This window comes from Pedobacter rhodius (assembly GCF_027213645.1).
Taxonomy (GTDB): domain Bacteria; phylum Bacteroidota; class Bacteroidia; order Sphingobacteriales; family Sphingobacteriaceae; genus Pedobacter; species Pedobacter rhodius.
This window is the reverse complement of sequence record NZ_JAPWGL010000001.1, coordinates 210,965-228,188: the sequence shown is the minus strand read 5'-3', so window position 1 is coordinate 228,188 and position 17,224 is coordinate 210,965. Positions and strand designations below refer to the sequence as shown.

Here is a 17,224-nt window from a genome sequence, read left to right as displayed (position 1 = left end):
ACTATCTGACCAGGTTTATTGAACCATGTTTGGTAATTTCCGCTCCATCTGTAAACCGGATAACACACTTGTACACATATACGCCTACAGGTTGCATAACACCACCAAAAGTTCCATCCCATGAAGCATCCTGTGCTTTTGATTTATAAATCAGCTGACCCCATTGTGAATAAACTGCCCAGTCAATCATTTCAATCCCTGTTCCATAAACTTTGATTACGTCATTTTTTCCATCCCCATTGGGGGTAAATGTATTTGGAATAAATAAATCTCTTTTTTTATCAACCTGAATATTAATGGTTGCCGAGGCATAACATCCATTATCTGAAACTGCATTCACAGTAACCGTTATATTTTTTAACAACACTAAGGATTGAGATTTAGCATCGCCCTCAATAAATATGTTAGTGGGCGACCAGCTCAGGATTTTATAACTTAATTTTGAACTGGTGCTTAATTGTATTTTTGAACCATATTCTACACGATTTGAACTTGTTTGTAAAGCTATTTTAAACTCTTCTTCAGCCAGGTTTATTGCGTTTGAGTTTAAACTCTCGCATCCGGAAACATTTTTACTTTTTACCATATAGCTACCTGCTGAGTTGGCTATGTAAATCGGTCCGGTAGCGCCAGGAATTAATGCGCCATTTTTATACCACTGGTTTCCGGATGATACAGAGGAGGTTAATGCGGCCACTCCGCCTTTACAAATTAGCATTGAACTTTGAGTAGTGATAACAGGAACAACAGGCATACTGTTAACAGATACAGCTACCGCGTCAGATTGTTTGCTTGAACATCCGGAAGACGTATTAATAACAAGGGTATATTTTCCGGTCAGTTTAGCCAGATAAGTTTGTTCAGTTGCACCCGGAATTAAAACACCGTCTTTAAACCATTGATTTCCTGTTGAATAGGATGAACTTAAAACGACTGCCTGCCCTTCGCAAACCGTTGGACTGCCTTGTACTTGTATGGCAGGTTTTTGAGCGATTTTATTAACTAAAACATTAATCCCTTCAGAAAATTCACTACCGCAACCATTTGCATTTTTCGTAATCACTTTATACAGACCGGTTTCTGAAACTGTTAAGGCCTGACCAACTGCTCCACTCAAAACTTCACCATCCTTAAACCACTGATAATTAACAGATGGGCTTGATTTTAAAATCACTGAACCACCTTCACAAATAACAACCGGACCTGATGCGCTAACTGTTGGTTTTTCAGGTGCAGCAAAAACCTCAACTGTAATTTTAGATTTAGCACTTTCGCATCCCGTTAAATTAGTTTGGGATACATAATAATTAATTGTTCCGACAGTTGAAGTTGTTGGAACAGGTGCACCAGGAAGTATAATGCCATTCGCATCATACCAGATCAGGTTTGAACCCGTTGCTGTTAGTGGCTGGGTGTTTGGCTGGTTCTGGCAATATTTTAAATTTGTTGTTACCGGTGCCGGTGGTAAAGCATTTATGGTAACGGTTAGCAGTGCTTTCGGTCCTTCGCAGCCGGTTGCAAACTTCTGACTCACATAAAACTTTTGCTCCCCAACTGTAGCTGTTGAAGGGCTTGGTGCAGCTGCAAGCAAAGTTCCGGCTTCGTTATACCAGATTAGGCTGGCATTTGCAGATGCCGTAGCTGTTAAAGCCGGAATGTTCGTTTGGTTCTGGCAGTAGCTTAAAGATTGCGTTGCCGGTGCTGGTGGCAAAGCATTTATCGTAACGGTTAGCAGCGCTTTTGGTCCTTCGCAGCCGGTTGTAAACTTCTGACTCACATAAAACTTTTGCTCACCAACTATAGCTGTTGAAGGGCTTGGCGCAGCTGCAAGCAAAGTTCCGGCTTCATTATACCAGATCAGGCTGGCGCCAGAAATCGCTGAAGCTGTTAAAGCCGGAATGTTCGTCTGGTTTTGGCAATAGCTTAACGGTAGCGTTACCGGAGCATCAGGCAAAGCATTTATGGTAACCGTTAATAAAGCTTTCGGTCCTTCGCAGCCGGTTGCAAACTTCTGACTCACATAAAACTTTTGCTCACCAACTGTAGCTGTTGAAGGGATTGGTGCAGATGCAAGCAAAGTTCCGGCTTCATTGTACCAGATTAGGCTTGCGTTTGCAGATGCCGTAGCTGTTAAAGCCGGAATGTTCGTTTGATTCTGGCAGTAGCTTAACGGCAGCGTTGCCGGAGCGTCGGGCAAAGCATTTATGGTAACGGTTAGCAACGCTTTTGGTCCTTCGCAGCCGGTGCTAAACTTCTGACTCACATAAAACTTTTGCTCACCAACTATAGCTGTTGAAGGGATTGGTGCAGCTGCAAGCAAAGTTCCGGCTTCGTTATACCAGATTAGGCTGGCATTTGCAGATGCCGTAGCTGTTAAAGCCGGAATGTTCGTCTGGTTCTGGCAGTAGCTTAAACTTGCGGTTACCGGAGCATCAGGCAAAGCATTTATGGTAACGGTTAACAGCGCTTTTGGTCCTTCGCAGCCGGTGCTAAACTTCTGACTCACATAAAACTTTTGCTCACCAACTGTAGCTGTTGAAGGGATTGGTGCAGCTGCAAGCAAAGTTCCGGCTTCATTGTACCAGATTAGGCTGGCATTTGCAGATGCGGTAGCTGTTAAAGCCGGAATGTTCGTTTGGTTTTGGCAATAGCTTAACGGTAGCGTTACCGGAGCATCAGGCAAAGCATTTATGGTAACCGTTAATAAAGCTTTCGGTCCTTCGCAGCCGGTGCTAAACTTCTGACTCACATAAAACTTTTGCTCACCAACTGTAGCTGTTAAAGGGATTGGTGCAGATGCAAGCAAAGTTCCGGCTTCGTTATACCAGATTAGGCTGGCATTTGCAGATGCGGTAGCTGTTAAAGCCGGAATGTTCGTTTGGTTTTGGCAATAGCTTAAATTTGTAGTTACCGGAGCATCAGGCAAAGCATTTATGGTAACGGTTAGCAGCGCTTTTGGTCCTTCGCAGCCGGTTGCAAACTTCTGACTTACATAAAACTTTTGCTCACCAACTGTAGCTGTTGAAGGGCTTGGCGCAGCTGCAAGCAAAGTTTCGGCTTCATTGTACCAGATTAGGCTTGCATTTGCAGATGCGGTAGCTGTTAAAGCCGGAATGTTCGTTTGGTTTTGGCAATAGCTTAACGGTAGCGTTACCGGAGCGTCGGGCAAAGCATTTATGGTAACGGTTAGCAACGCTTTTGGTCCTTCGCAGCCGGTGGTAAACTTCTGACTCACATAAAACTTTTGCTCACCAACTGTAACTGTTGAAGGGATTGGTGCAGCTGCAAGCAAAGTTCCGGCTTCATTGTACCAGATCAGGCTGGCATTTGCAGATGCGGTAGCTGTTAAAGCCGGAATGTTCGTCTGGTTTTGGCAATAGCTTAACGGCAGCGTAGCCGGAGCGTCGGTCAAAGCATTTATGGTAACGGTTAGCAACGCTTTTGGTCCTTCGCAGCCGGTGGTAAACTTCTGACTCACATAAAACTTTTGCTCACCAACTGTAACTGTTGAAGGGATTGGTGCAGCTGCAAGCAAAGTTCCGGCTTCATTGTACCAGATCAGGCTTGCATTTGCAGATGCCGTTGCTGTTAAAGCCGGAATGTTCGTTTGGTTCTGGCAGTAGCTTAAATTTGCGGTTACCGGCGCCGGCAAAGCATTTATGGTAACGGTTAGCAGCGCTTTTGGTCCTTCGCAGGTGGTAAACTTCTGACTCACATAAAACTTTTGCTCACCAACTGTAGCTGTTGAAGGGCTTGGCGCAGCTGCAAGCAAAGTTCCGGCTTCATTGTACCAGATTAGGCTGGCGTTTGCAGATGCCGTAGCTGTTAAAGCGGGAATGTTCGTTTGGTTCTGGCAATAGTTTAACGGTAGCGTTACCGGAGCATCAGGCAAAGCATTTATGGTAACGGTTAGCAGCGCTTTTGGTCCTTCGCAGCCGGTTGCAAACTTCTGACTTACATAAAACTTTTGCTCCCCAACTGTAGCTGTTGAAGGGATTGGTGCAGATGCAAGCAAAGTTCCGGCTTCGTTGTACCAGATCAGGCTTGCGTTTGCAGATGCCGTAGCTGTTAAAGCCGGGATGTTCGTTTGGTTATGGCAATAGCTTAAGGGTAGCGTTGCCGGAGCATCAGGTAAGGCCTTTATGGTCACTTTTAGTTCCGATTTCGGTCCCTCACAGCCCTGCGTATTTTTCTGGCTTACATAGTATTTTGTTTCTCCAGCTGCTGAAGTTGTTGGCACTGGAGTAGCAGAAAGCTTAGTGCCATTGGCATCGTACCAGGTTAAGTCAGAACCAGCTGCAGTTAATGCAGGGATATTCTGCTCGTCCTGGCAATAGGTTAAATGTGCAGTTACCGGAGCGGCAGGTAAAGCGATTATCGTTACTTTCAGCTCCGCTTTAGGTCCTTCACAGCCCTGCGTATTTTTCTGGCTTACATAGTATTTTGTTTCTCCAGCTGCTGAAGTTGTTGGAACTGGAGTAGCAGAAAGCTTAGTGCCATTGGCATCGTACCAGGTTAAGTCAGAACCAGCTGCAGTTAATGCAGGGATATTCTGCTCGTCCTGGCAATAGGTTAAATGTGCAGTTACCGGAGCGGCAGGTAAAGCGATTATCGTTACTTTCAGCTCCGCTTTAGGTCCTTCACAGCCCTGCGTATTTTTCTGGCTTACATAGTATTTTGTTTCTCCAGCTGCTGAAGTTGTTGGCACTGGAGCAGCAGAAAGCTTAGTGCCATTGGCATCGTACCAGGTTAAGTCAGAACCAGCTGCAGTTAATGCAGGGATATTCTGCTCGTCCTGGCAATAGGTTAAATGTGCAGTTACCGGTGCATCAGGTAAGGCGATTATCGTCACTTTCAGCTCCGCTTTAGGTCCTTCACAGCCCTGCGTATTTTTCTGGCTTACAAAGTATTTTGTTTCTCCAGCTGCTGAAGTTGTTGGCACTGGAGCAGCAGAAAGCTTAGTACCGTTGGCATCGTACCAGGTTAAGTCAGAACCAGCTGCAGTTAATGCAGGGATATTCTGCTCGTCCTGGCAATAGGTTAAATGTGCAGTTACCGGAGCGGCAGGTAAAGCGATTATCGTTACTTTCAGCTCCGCTTTAGGTCCTTCACAGCCCTGCGTATTTTTCTGGCTTACATAGTATTTTGTTTCTCCAGCTGCTGAAGTTGTTGGCACTGGAGCAGCAGAAAGCTTAGTGCCATTGGCATCGTACCAGGTTAAGTCAGAACCAGCTGCAGTTAATGCAGGGATATTCTGCTCGTCCTGGCAATAGGTTAAATGTGCAGTTACCGGAGCGGCAGGTAAAGCGATTATCGTTACTTTCAGCTCCGCTTTAGGTCCTTCACAGCCCTGCGTATTTTTCTGGCTTACATAGTATTTTGTTTCTCCAGCTGCTGAAGTTGTTGGCACTGGAGCAGCAGAAAGCTTAGTGCCATTGGCATCGTACCAGGTTAAGTCAGAACCAGCTGCAGTTAATGCAGGGATATTCTGCTCGTCCTGGCAATAGGTTAAATGTGCAGTTACCGGAGCGGCAGGTAAAGCGATTATCGTTACTTTCAGCTCCGCTTTAGGTCCTTCACAGCCCTGCGTATTTTTCTGGCTTACATAATAATCTGTGGCCCCGACTGTAGCCGTTGATGGTGTCGGCACGGAGATTACAGCGCCACTGCTGTTATACCAGACCAGACTCGTTTCTGTAAGCGAAGCTGTTAATGGAACAGCAGGCTGGTTCTTGCAATAAGTAACATCTGAAACACCTGGCGCAGTTGGCAAATCATTAATCGTAACGGTGATTTTTGATTTGGCACTCTCGCAACCGTTCGCATTTTTCTGGCTCACATAAAAATCCGTAGTCCCAACGGTAGCCGTTGATGGTGTCGGCACGGAGATTACAGCGCCACTGCTGTTATACCAGACCAGACTCGTTTCTGTAAGCGAAGCTGTTAATGGAACAGCAGGCTGGTTCTTGCAATAAGTAACATCTGAAACACCTGGCGCAGTTGGCAAATCATTAATCGTAACGGTGATTTTTGATTTGGCACTCTCGCAGCCGTTCGCATTTTTCTGGCTCACATAATAATCTGTGGCCCCGACTGTAGCCGTTGAAGGCGTTGGAACAGAGATTACAGTGCCGCTGCTGTTGTACCAGACCAGACTCGTTTCTGTAAGCGAAGCTGTTAATGGAATAGCAGGCTGGTTCTTGCAATAAGTAACATCTGAAACACCTGGTGCAGCTGGCAAATCATTAATCGTAACGGTGATTTTTGATTTGGCACTCTCGCAACCGTTCGCATTTTTCTGGCTTACATAAAAATCCGTAGTCCCAACGGTAGCCGTTGAGGGTGTCGGCACGGAGATTACAGCGCCACTGCTGTTATACCAGACCAGACTCGTTTCTGTAAGCGAAGCTGTTAATGGAACAGCAGGCTGGTTCTTGCAATAAGTAACATCTGAAACACCTGGCGCAGTTGGCAAATCATTAATCGTAACGGTGATTTTTGATTTGGCACTCTCGCAACCGTTCGCATTTTTCTGGCTTACATAAAAATCCGTAGTCCCAACGGTAGCCGTTGATGGTGTCGGCACGGAGATTACAGCGCCACTGCTATTATACCAGACCAGACTCGTTTCTGTAAGCGCAGCTGTTAATGGAACAGCAGCCTGGTTCTTGCAATAAGTAACATCTGAAACACCTGGTGCAGCTGGCAAATTGTTCACTGTTACTGTAAAATCAGCACTTTTTTCAATACATCCCGTTGCCTTTGCGGTAATCGTAGCCGTACCAACAAAATCCAGCGCCCATGTTACTCGTCCTGTTACCGGATCAATCGATCCGGCGTTTGCAGGCAGCAGGCTATAAACCAAACCATCGCTATTAGATGAAGTTGCTGTATAAGTATCGCTTCCAGCACCCATGCAACGGGTAGACGTTAGCCCATTTGCAAACACAGGCGTTGTAACATTATCCCGAACAATGATATTCCCGGTTTTTGAAACAGGAATACCGCCAGTAGTGGTTACCGTGTAGGTAATTCCGGCAGGCGGTGTGGGCGTATTAACCGTTCCTGTAATTGTTAGCTTTTTAGTGTTAGTATCATAATTATAAGTCAGTCCGGAAGGTAAATTTGTAACATTTGCGCCGGAAGCACCACCACCTACTAAAAATTCAATATCAGCAATTGCAGTATTTACGCAAACATTCCTGTCTGCTCCTTCAGTAATCAGCGTAACTGTACCGAGTGTTGTACTTGTAGAGGCAGAACTTTGATCATTGCTTTGAACATTATCTGCTTGCGGGCCTGTAATTGTTGCATTATTAACGTGGACACCTTGAGTAAGTACCTTTGCTTTTATAACCAGTGTAGCTGCCGAATGACTGTTCATGGATCCAATTGACCAGGTTCCTGTAGCAGCATCGTAGTTTCCTTCTGAAACCGTGCTATATACATACTGATAATCTGCCGGAAGTAAATCTGTAACTGAAACGCCAATTGCATTTCCTGAGCCTAAATTTTCCGCTTTCAGCGTGAAGCTAACCACCTCACCAACTTCAGGAAGTTTAGTGTCAACTGTTTTGGTAATCGATCGGTCGATATTACATAAAGAAATGATCAATGGTAAAGACTGTGCGCTCATCCCGCATTCTAAGGATGAGGTAACGGTATAATTTCCGGAGGTAGTTGCGATATAAGTACTTTTATCCGCACCGGATATGGCCACACCATTAAAATACCATTGATACGGTCCTGTACTCGCCGGGCTCGCCGTAAGCTTTGCAGCGGTACAATCCGTCATATCAACAGTTGGTTGTTCAGCTTTCTCCGGAAATCTGGAAATAAAGTTCGACATAGAGAAATCACTGCTCTGCTGAACCATTGATACGGTTAATCTGCTCGTGCTATTGATGGTAATCACATTCGGATAACTGATATTTGCATCTGTAAATTTAATCAGGTATAATCCGGAGGTACCCAAAGCTTTGCGAGGGCCTATGCCAGTGATGCTTTCAATATCTTTCGAAGTATAAGGTGTTGTGCCTTTAGTCGTTAAATCAATTCTATCTGTATTTTTTGTTAAGATGTATCCAAAATAAGGAAGGTTCCCATCTTTGTAGGATGTAAATTTATAGGTTTCTACCTGTTTAGAACCCGCACAGCTGGCGATGGGAACGAGCGTAGCGATATCAACTTCGCAGCCACCACCACCGGATATTCCACCTGTTCCGGAGAAAACTAGAATATTTTTATCAGATACAATTCTTGAGGAAGAAAATCTTCCTGTATTATTATTTTTATCGTATCCTCCTCCATTTGTGTAGCCGTGATTAAAAGTTTTAAAATCTCCGGCTGTTGCAATTGTAATATTCTGAACTTTTTTTTCAATACCGTTTTCATCAAAAAATTCAATACGAATTTTAGTATCGGGTTCGGTACTAACGACTGTTGTTTGCTCTGCTGTTAGATTTCCTTCTCCTCTGACAATAACATATTCCGAACCCAGTGAAGCGATTGGAGGAATCGGATTATAGGCCCCATCCCCGCATCCGCCCGGGGCATCCAGTCTGGCAGAGGTATTCATAACTGCAGCGCCAGACGACTCAACTAACGTTCCGATTGGACACTGAAAAAGATAACTCTGACCTACATTCAAGGTGGTAACCGCAGCACCTGCTATCTTAATAATGGTGTTATTTTCAATAGCCATGATGCTATATGTTGGTCTTTCATTCCCAGCTAAATTGCCATCCCGGTAATAACCAACTCTAAAAGATGTACCTATACCGGCATCTCCAAAACTGAATAAAGACGCATTACCTTTTATGTTGGCATCATTTCCATCACTACCCAACTGATCAGAAGCAATGTTCCTTAAGTTAACAGAAATCGAACCACCAGCGGTTACAATAAGTCCACCACCATTTACAACGGTATTAAGCGGATGAATTGGAAGTGCGCCGGGTAGCCCGGTAAATCTTTCTATGTATGGCACACCTGCTGAACAGGTAAAATTATATAACAGTGTGCCATCGCTTTTTGTAATTGTACCTGAAATAGTTGTGGTACTTTCTGTCGTAATAACTATCTGGTTGGCTTTGCTCCAGTATTGCCACGGTGCAGGCGCGATATAATGTTTGGAATACGTTGGAGGAGTTGCTGAAGCGGACTGAAAAATTCGCTTAAAATTGGAATACGTATTTGATCTTAACGCAACTGACGATAATAATGAATTAATTATTTTAAAATCTTTGCCTTGATTCGGATTGAAATTAACGGAAGGATTATCTGCGTGCGAAAGCTCCGCAAAAAAAATGCAGAAAATGAAAACAAAAATTTTTAATAGTATCGCTTTAATCATCAGCTATCAACAACTCCAAGATTCAACATCACTATTTTGAATATTCAAAATAGCCCAATAATAAAAATTAATAAGTCTTTATGAAATCAGCATTGACATAAATCGAAATAATACGAAAGTGTATATTCAGAAAACAACTAAATCAATGCTTTTCGGGTTACCAAATCAAATATTGATGACAATTTACCTATATAATTGGTTTTTAAATTTAATTTTTTACGTTATCTAACACATTAACAATCAATAAATTAAGATAAACTTTATAAATGTATTACTAATACTACCCAAATGGAACAAAAAAAATTGCTTTTTGATATATAATCGATTGATAGTGAATCAATAGAATAAAAAAAACCGGAAAAACTAATTCAGAAAAAAATTTCAGCTTAAAAGTTAAAATTTTACACGAAACCAAATTTTGCTTTTTAGTGAAATTGTAGATTAGTTGTAAGCCAAAACCAAGCTTTCGATCCCGATATATTCAAATTTATTTCAATAGAAACCTATACAGAAATTTAATTCGAACGGAGATAAGGCGATTCTGGCCGGATGTTATAGTAGTGACAAAGATACAATCTGTGTCGCCCATCTAAAGGTTAATGTAATAAGTAAACACCACCAACAAATAACAGGCATAGTTGTTATACATACATTTTACCTGACTATAAGAAAGAAAAATTATGAAAAAACTTTTTATATTAATGTTTGTCATTGTAGTTTCCGGTCAATTTTCAAAATTATCTGCTCAATCTGATGAGCGCCGCAACAATGTTCAACTGGTGATTACCTTCGAAGGTAACACGCTCAAAGCAGATTTAAACTCCTTAAGTACTTCGATTTCGAGAACTGGTTACGAAGACCTTTCGCCATTAAAATCAACTGCTGATACCAGTAAAACCAAAGCCAAATTACCTCCCGGTAGCTATCCTGCATTTTATTTAACCATGGATATTAAGCAGGTTGATACAGAGTTAATGAAGGTATTTGCTAAAAAACAATCCTACTTTGACGGTACCGTAACCATTACAGATACTTACGGCAAAAACCCAACCCGGGTGGTTAAGTTTAAACAGGCATCGCTTTATAGCTATTCAGATCAATTTTCAGCAGCATCTTACGGAGATTACTACGGAAACAGTGTGATTTCCATTACCTGTAAAGAAGTAAGTATAAATGGTGTAAATATCGAATAAGCTAATTTAAAATTTAGTTTTTATGAGTCACCTTTTTGCTTCATGATGTATGTATAGATAAATAGCGGCCATGATATTATTTATAATTTGTTTATGCTTATTGGTAATTGCACCAATTATTCAGCTGGTGCTGAGCGTTTTAAAGATGCGCAATAAAGTCAGGATATCTTATTTGTTCATCAATATCTTTTGTCTGTTTACAGGTTTGCTGCTACCATTATTGGCTACTTATATTGATATTGCCAATTTGCCTCCTGATGTAAGATGTGCAACACCATCTGTTGGTTTTGCTTTTATTGGAATAGGCATCACGATAATTTTTATTCCAATAATTACAGTTATTTTCTATGCGATTGTTTACAGCAGGAATAAGAAAATATCTGCAAATATTAATTAATCTTCATTACAATTACCACTGATAACATGAGTCATCCTGTTTCAATTAAGAAATTTAAATCCTCAGGTTATCTCTTGCTGATAATGATATCAGTATTTACGATGACTATTAAAGCGCAAAATGGTACTTATGAAAAAAAGAATCCGAACGGTGCCTATTGTTATATATCGTTTCAAAAATCGGGCAATCTGGTTAGCGCACAGGTATTCAGCTGGTGGAATACCGCAAATAATCAGATGGGCTATTATAACGGAACAGGTACATTGAAAAGTAACAGTTGCGTATTGGTGAGTACTGAAAATGAACCTGGCTGTAAAGTTACACTAACGGTTACTGAAGGAAAAATAAAAGCAGCATTTGGAAATTGTACGACAGATCATTTACCTACTGATTTTAATGGCCTATATAGCAAAATCACAGATGCGGTGGCCGGAGATTACATTGTAAATGTACCGAAAGCTTATTTTTATAAGAAGGCTGATGCTGCTACAAAATTAAAAACCTATGTATTAAAAGGCGACAAAGTTACCCTGGATATAGAAAATGTAACCGCAGGAAATTGGGCACTTGTTTATTTTACGACCACTTCTGGTAAAGATATTAGAGGGTTTATCCCACTTTCCTCTTTAAAAAAAAGTAAATAAAATGGACAAGTAATCGTCGGCAAAAATTAATATTGGTTTGAAATATTTCTGGCGATTCTATTTAACCAGGTAAACATTTTACATTTAGAACCATCAAAAGAAGAAATAGTACTCCAGGCCTGAATAAATGTTTGCTCTAAAATAATGTCGCATTTTGCTTCATCTTTTAAATTCCGCAAAACAGAACCATATACTGCTGGCGCATAAAATTTATAAAAAGACTTAAAAGCTTCTACGTCATGGATTTTAAGTTTATCCATAGAAATTTCATTTGCAGATACCCAAACCTTTAAAACAGGCTTTTCTATAATTTTATTGTTAATGACTGTCGACTGCATTATTTAACTATGTTACAAGTAGTTAAAGAACACCGGGATTTTCGAATTGTTTAACAAATAAAACAACTGCAGGGAATAATAATTGAAATTGGTTTACAACAAACATTAATTTATTTTCAGGATTAAACAAAGAGGTTTAAATTATTCCTTAAGAGGTTGTACCTTTGCAACGGCAATGAAAACTTTTATCTGGTTATTAAGCATTTGTATACTTACTTTATCCTGTGTGAGCTGTGAAGACTTTGCAGCACAACCAGATAACAAAACTCAGGTGTCTGCTTCAGTTAAGAAAAATCAAAACCATGCCGATGCCGATAACTGTTCTCCGCTTTGTGCCTGTAACTGTTGCGGACAGCCGCTGGTATTTACATTAAAATCTTCCTTATCAGCCATACAAAAATCAGAAAAGGGTAGTCAAAATGAACCTGAGTATAAAAACTCATTTACTTCTGGTTTTTTAAAAAATATCTGGCAGCCGCCAAAGTTAAAAATGAATACTATCGGATAATTCGGAATCCAGTACGGATAACAGTATTACTCATTCATTTTTAAATACAATTTAAATGCAAAAAATATTTTTGGTGTTGTGCACAGTATTGTGCATAACCAGTGCTTATGCGCAAAACAGTTTCAAAATTTTAATTAAATCAGAAGAAACAAAATCGGTTTTACCGGGCGCTACGGTAAGTATTGCCGGCAGAACTATAACAAGCGGTGCGAATCAGCTCGGTTTAGTTTCGATAGATAACGTTCCTGCCGGAAAACAGGTGATAAAAATTAACCATGTAGGTTACAAAGAAAAAATATTGATTGTAGATTTTCCTGCTAATCAACAACATCCGTTAGAAGTTTTCCTGGAAGCAGCTGAATCCGAACTGGAAGAAGTTATTATTTCATCAACAAGAACCAGCAGAACAATTCAAAATACACCAACCCGCGTAGAAACGATAGAATTGGAAGAAATTGATGAAAAAAGCAATATGCGGCCTGCAAATGTTTCCATGATTTTACATGAAAGTACCGGTATCTCTGTACAGCAGACTTCTGCTACAAGTGGAAATGCAAGCATCAGAATTCAAGGTTTAGATGGGCGCTACACGCAGCTGCTTAAAGATGGCTACGCAAGTTTTGGCAATTTTGCAAATGGCCTGAGTATTTTAGAAATCCCACCACTCGATTTAAGTCAGGTGGAAATTATTAAAGGCCCTGCTTCAACCTTATATGGTGCAGGCGCAATAGCAGGCGTTGTAAATTTTATTTCAAGAACACCGCGTGAAAAAGGAGATTATAATTTTATAGTTAATCAATCGAACGTAGGGCAGACGAACATTGGTGGCTTCGCCATGAAACGGAATGACAAAATTGGTTACAGCCTGCTCGCCCTATCAAATTTCCAAAAACCTTATGATGTGGATAAAGATGATTTTACGGAATTGCCAAAATCAAAAGACTTTACCATTCACCCGAAACTATTTATTTATCCGAATGAAAAAACAACGCTGATTATTGGAAATGCGTTAACCAAAAGTGACCGGACCGGTGGCGATATTTTTCTGATAAAGGACGGCGCGGATAAAAATCATACTTATTTTGAAAGTAATAAAAGCATCCGGAATACCTCAACCTTAAACCTAAGTTTAAAATCGAACGAGAAGGATTTATTTCGTGTAAAAACAAGTTTCAATTATTTTAACCGCAGTATAGACATCCCCGATTATAGTTTCAAAGGCGCCAATTATAATGTTTACACCGATATCAGCTATCTAAAAAACTTAAACAATCAAAGTCTGATTTTCGGCGCTAATCTGGTGTATGATAATTTCAAAGAAGATAACCCTTCTTCTTTAGCTAAAAATTTCAATACCAAAACTGCCGGTTTATATTTTCAGCAAACCTGGGATGCGACAGAAAAACTGAAACTCGAAAGTGGTATCAGAACGGATTTAACACATTATTACAATAATTTTTACAGCAATACTGATTTCTTCGTGCTGCCGCGTGTTTCTGCGTTGTATAAATTTAACAATAAATGGAGTTCGAGAATCGGTGGTGGTTTAGGTTATAAAACGCCAACGTTATTTACCGAGCAAACCGAAACTTTTCAATACCAGAACTTATTACCTCTGAAAGATGTAGCTTCTGAAAAAAGTTATGGCGGAACCGCTGATGTAAACTATAAAACGACGATAGGCGAAGATTGGATAATAAGCTTAAATCAAATGTTTTTTTACACGAGGATTAGCAATTCAACCATTCTTTTGCAGGATGCAAATTTGAATTTCTACTTTACAAACACCGTACAACCCGTTAATAGTACAGGATTTGAAACCAACGCAAAATTTATTTTCAAAGAGGATTTTAAACTATTCGCTGGTTATACCTATACCAATGCAAAAGCCAAATACCTGCCTGTAATAGAAGACATCCGTTTATTACCAAAAAACAGGTTAAATCTGGCTTTGCTTTATGAAAAAGAAAAAAATTTTAAATTCGGACTTGAAGGCTATTTTACCGACAGGCAATACCTCTATAACAACTTTCATACCCCTTCTTATTGGGAATTCGGCTTTATGGCAGAAAAGGTTTTTGGAAAGGTAGCTGTTTTTATCAACGCTGAAAACTTTACCGATACCAGGCAAAGCAGGTACAAAAGTGTTGTTAACGGCGCACATAACAATCCTACTTTCGACGACATCTGGACGCATACAGAAGGCCGGACTTTTAATGCCGGTATAAAACTGAAATTATAAAATTAAAACCGGATCAGATTTTTGCTTGTTTAATACATGTATTTAAAATCAATTTACTATGGAAAATCAGGATTATAATTTAAGCGAAGAAAATAAATCATTACACGAAGAAGAAATCCCGAACATTGAACAATTTCAGGTCGAGCGGTCAGGACCTCATGATAAGTTTGAATCTGATTTTGCAGAAACTTCAGGTGCTGAGCCGGATCCAACAGATGAGGATGAAGATGCTGATGACAGCGACTATTCAGCGGATGAAGTTGAATTTGCAGATGGAGAAGGCACTTTATTAAACGAAGAATTTGAAGATGATGAGGAAAAAGATGAATAATTTAAATTTATAGAATGGTTTGGACAAAAAAGACTGTTTGATAAATTAATCAATTCACTTTTAAATGCTGTCATGTTGAGCCTGTCGAAACACTAAAAATCAGTTTTATATGTCCTTCGACAGGCTCAGGATGACAATTTTATTATGATAGAGTCTTCTTTTTTTAAAAATTATAACTACAGCAATTATTTGCTTTTAAAAATTACAACAGCCAAAGGTGGCAGGTTAACTGACATTGAAAACTTCTGGTTGTTATACCCTTCTTCAACAGGAACGATATCGCCTCTGTTATTAATTCCGCTTCCGTAAAAGATGATGTCGTCGGTATTAAACAGTTCTTTCCATTTAGTTTTAAAAGGAACGCCAATCTTATAATTTTCCCTCACAACCGGCGTAAAATTCAATGCGATGATTAAGGTATCTTTTGCCTTAGGGCCTTTACGCATGTAAACAAATACCGATTCATCCCGGTTATCGGCATCAATCCACCCAAAACCTTCATAACTAAAATTGAAATGATATAAGGCGGGCTCTTTTCTGTATAAAAAATTAAGTGCTTTCACGGTTTCCTGCAGACCCTTATGTGGCGGGTATTGCAATAAGTGCCAGTTTAATGATTGTGTAAAATTCCACTCACTGGTATCGCCGAACTCATTCCCCATAAACAAAAGTTTTGCACCCGGATGGGTGTACATGTATGCATACAAAGCCCTCAGATTTGCAAATTTTTGCCAGTCATCACCCGGCATTTTATAAAGCATTGGCGATTTACCATGAACCACCTCATCATGTGAAAAAGGTAGCATAAAGTTCTCTGTAAAAGCATAAGTCATGCTAAAACTAAGTTGATTCTGATAATGCTTTCTTGCCAACGGATCCACCTTAAAATATTTTAAGGTATCATTCATCCAGCCCATCATCCATTTCATACCAAAACCTAAGCCACCGGAATGAACGGGATGTGTTACACCATGATAGGTGCTGCTTTCTTCGGCAATGGTTTGTACGCCTTCAAAATTTCCATATATAGCAACATTCAAATCCTGCAGAAACTGAATAGCACCTAAGTTTTCACTGCCACCATATTCATTGGTTGCGGCATCGCCATCTTCCCTCGAAAAATTAAAATACAACATTGAAGCCACTGCATCTACCCGTAAGCCATCTGCATGATATTTATCTATCCAGAATAAAGCATTGCTGATTAAAAATGAACGGACTTCATTCCGGTCATAATTGAAAATATATGATTTCCAATCGGGATGAAACCCTTTCTTCATATCTGCATGTTCATATAAATGGGTTCCGTCAAATTCATATAAGCCATGCCTGTCGCCTGGAAAATGAGAAGGTACCCAATCCAGAATTACAGCAATATTTGCTTTATGCAACTCTTCTATCAAAAACATTAAATCCTGTGGCGTGCCATAACGGGAACTCGCCCCGAAATAACCGGTTATCTGGTAGCCCCAGCTGGGAAAGAAAGGAAATTCCATAACCGGCATAAGTTCCACATGCGTAAAGCCCATTTCTGTAATGTATGGAACCAGCGCCTTTGCAACTTCCCTGCAATTCAGCACCCTTTCCGGATTATCGGGATCGCGCTGCCACGAACCTAAATGTAATTCGTAAACAGAAATCGGCTGATCAAGCGCATTGATTTTCGGTCGTTTATTCAGCCACGATTTGTCTTTCCAGCTGTAATCCGTATCCCAGATGATGCTGGCCGTTTGTGGCGGATGTTCCCAGCGTACCGCATACGGATCGCCTTTTAAATGCTCCGATCCGTCAAAACCCTTGATAAAATATTTATATACATCGCCCTTTTTAAGCGCCGGGATAAAACCTTCCCATATTCCCGACTTATCTAATCTTTTATGCAGGAAGTGTACATTTACATCCCAATTATTAAAATCCCCGACAACACCTACATTTATGGCATTTGGCGCCCAAACGGAAAAGTAAGTCCCCGCAGTTTTTTCAACTGTTAGCAGATGGGCACCCATTTTTTCGTATAAACGAAAATGTTTACCAACCAGAAATAAATCAATATCAAATTCTGTCAATAAACTATGCGGCCATACAGGCAAAGTTTTATCAATTTCTGGTGATGCTGCTTTTGCTGTTTTTTTTGCAGGCGATTTTGCAGGTACTTTTTTTGCTGCTGACATCCTTAATTTCGGTTAGATAATTTAAACCCCGAAAGCCTGTTAAAG

General features: G+C 40.4%; 9 protein-coding genes. 6 read left to right on the top strand and 3 right to left on the bottom strand.

What is annotated here, in order from left to right:
• Position 1 precedes the first annotated feature (1 nt).
• Positions 2 to 9,355, bottom strand: a complete 9,354-nt coding sequence (locus O0931_RS01035; protein ID WP_269413707.1) for an Ig-like domain-containing protein — start codon at positions 9,353 to 9,355, stop codon at positions 2 to 4.
• A gap of 680 nt (positions 9,356 to 10,035) precedes the next feature.
• Here O0931_RS01035 and tssD point away from each other — a divergent pair.
• The 3 genes from tssD to O0931_RS01020 all read left to right on the top strand — a co-directional run bounded on the left by tssD (position 10,036) and on the right by O0931_RS01020 (position 11,589).
• Complete coding sequence (gene tssD / locus O0931_RS01030; RefSeq protein WP_269413706.1) at positions 10,036 to 10,548, top strand: type VI secretion system tube protein TssD; 513 nt, start codon at positions 10,036 to 10,038, stop codon at positions 10,546 to 10,548.
• Positions 10,549 to 10,618: 70 nt separating this feature from the next.
• The gene (locus tag O0931_RS01025) at positions 10,619 to 10,945 is read left to right on the top strand and encodes a hypothetical protein (RefSeq protein ID WP_269413705.1); all 327 of its coding nucleotides are present in this window, start codon (positions 10,619 to 10,621) and stop codon (positions 10,943 to 10,945) included.
• Positions 10,946 to 11,028: 83 nt separating this feature from the next.
• The gene (locus tag O0931_RS01020) at positions 11,029 to 11,589 is read left to right on the top strand and encodes a hypothetical protein (RefSeq protein WP_269413704.1); all 561 of its coding nucleotides are present in this window, start codon (positions 11,029 to 11,031) and stop codon (positions 11,587 to 11,589) included.
• Positions 11,590 to 11,615: 26 nt separating this feature from the next.
• Here O0931_RS01020 and O0931_RS01015 read toward each other — a convergent pair whose 3' ends face one another.
• Positions 11,616 to 11,927 (bottom strand): RNA polymerase sigma factor, encoded by a 312-nt coding sequence (locus O0931_RS01015; protein WP_269413703.1) that lies wholly within the window; start codon positions 11,925 to 11,927, stop codon positions 11,616 to 11,618.
• Positions 11,928 to 12,102: 175 nt separating this feature from the next.
• On the opposite strand from O0931_RS01015, the gene O0931_RS01010 reads away from it, so the two are divergent.
• From O0931_RS01010 to O0931_RS01000, 3 genes are read left to right on the top strand one after another with little or no spacing between them, the layout of a single operon-like run.
• Positions 12,103 to 12,435, top strand: a complete 333-nt coding sequence (locus O0931_RS01010) for a DUF6660 family protein (protein ID WP_269413702.1) — start codon at positions 12,103 to 12,105, stop codon at positions 12,433 to 12,435.
• Positions 12,436 to 12,490: 55 nt separating this feature from the next.
• Positions 12,491 to 14,677 (top strand): TonB-dependent receptor, encoded by a 2,187-nt coding sequence (locus O0931_RS01005; protein WP_269413701.1) that lies wholly within the window; start codon positions 12,491 to 12,493, stop codon positions 14,675 to 14,677.
• Between the two features lie 58 nt (positions 14,678 to 14,735).
• Positions 14,736 to 15,008: a hypothetical protein gene (locus tag O0931_RS01000; RefSeq protein WP_269413700.1), complete on the top strand. Its 273-nt coding sequence runs from the start codon at positions 14,736 to 14,738 to the stop codon at positions 15,006 to 15,008.
• Positions 15,009 to 15,193: 185 nt separating this feature from the next.
• Here the strand turns inward: O0931_RS01000 and glgB are convergent, their stop codons facing one another.
• Positions 15,194 to 17,179, bottom strand: a complete 1,986-nt coding sequence (gene glgB, locus O0931_RS00995; protein WP_269413699.1) for a 1,4-alpha-glucan branching protein GlgB — start codon at positions 17,177 to 17,179, stop codon at positions 15,194 to 15,196.
• Positions 17,180 to 17,224 lie beyond the last annotated feature (45 nt).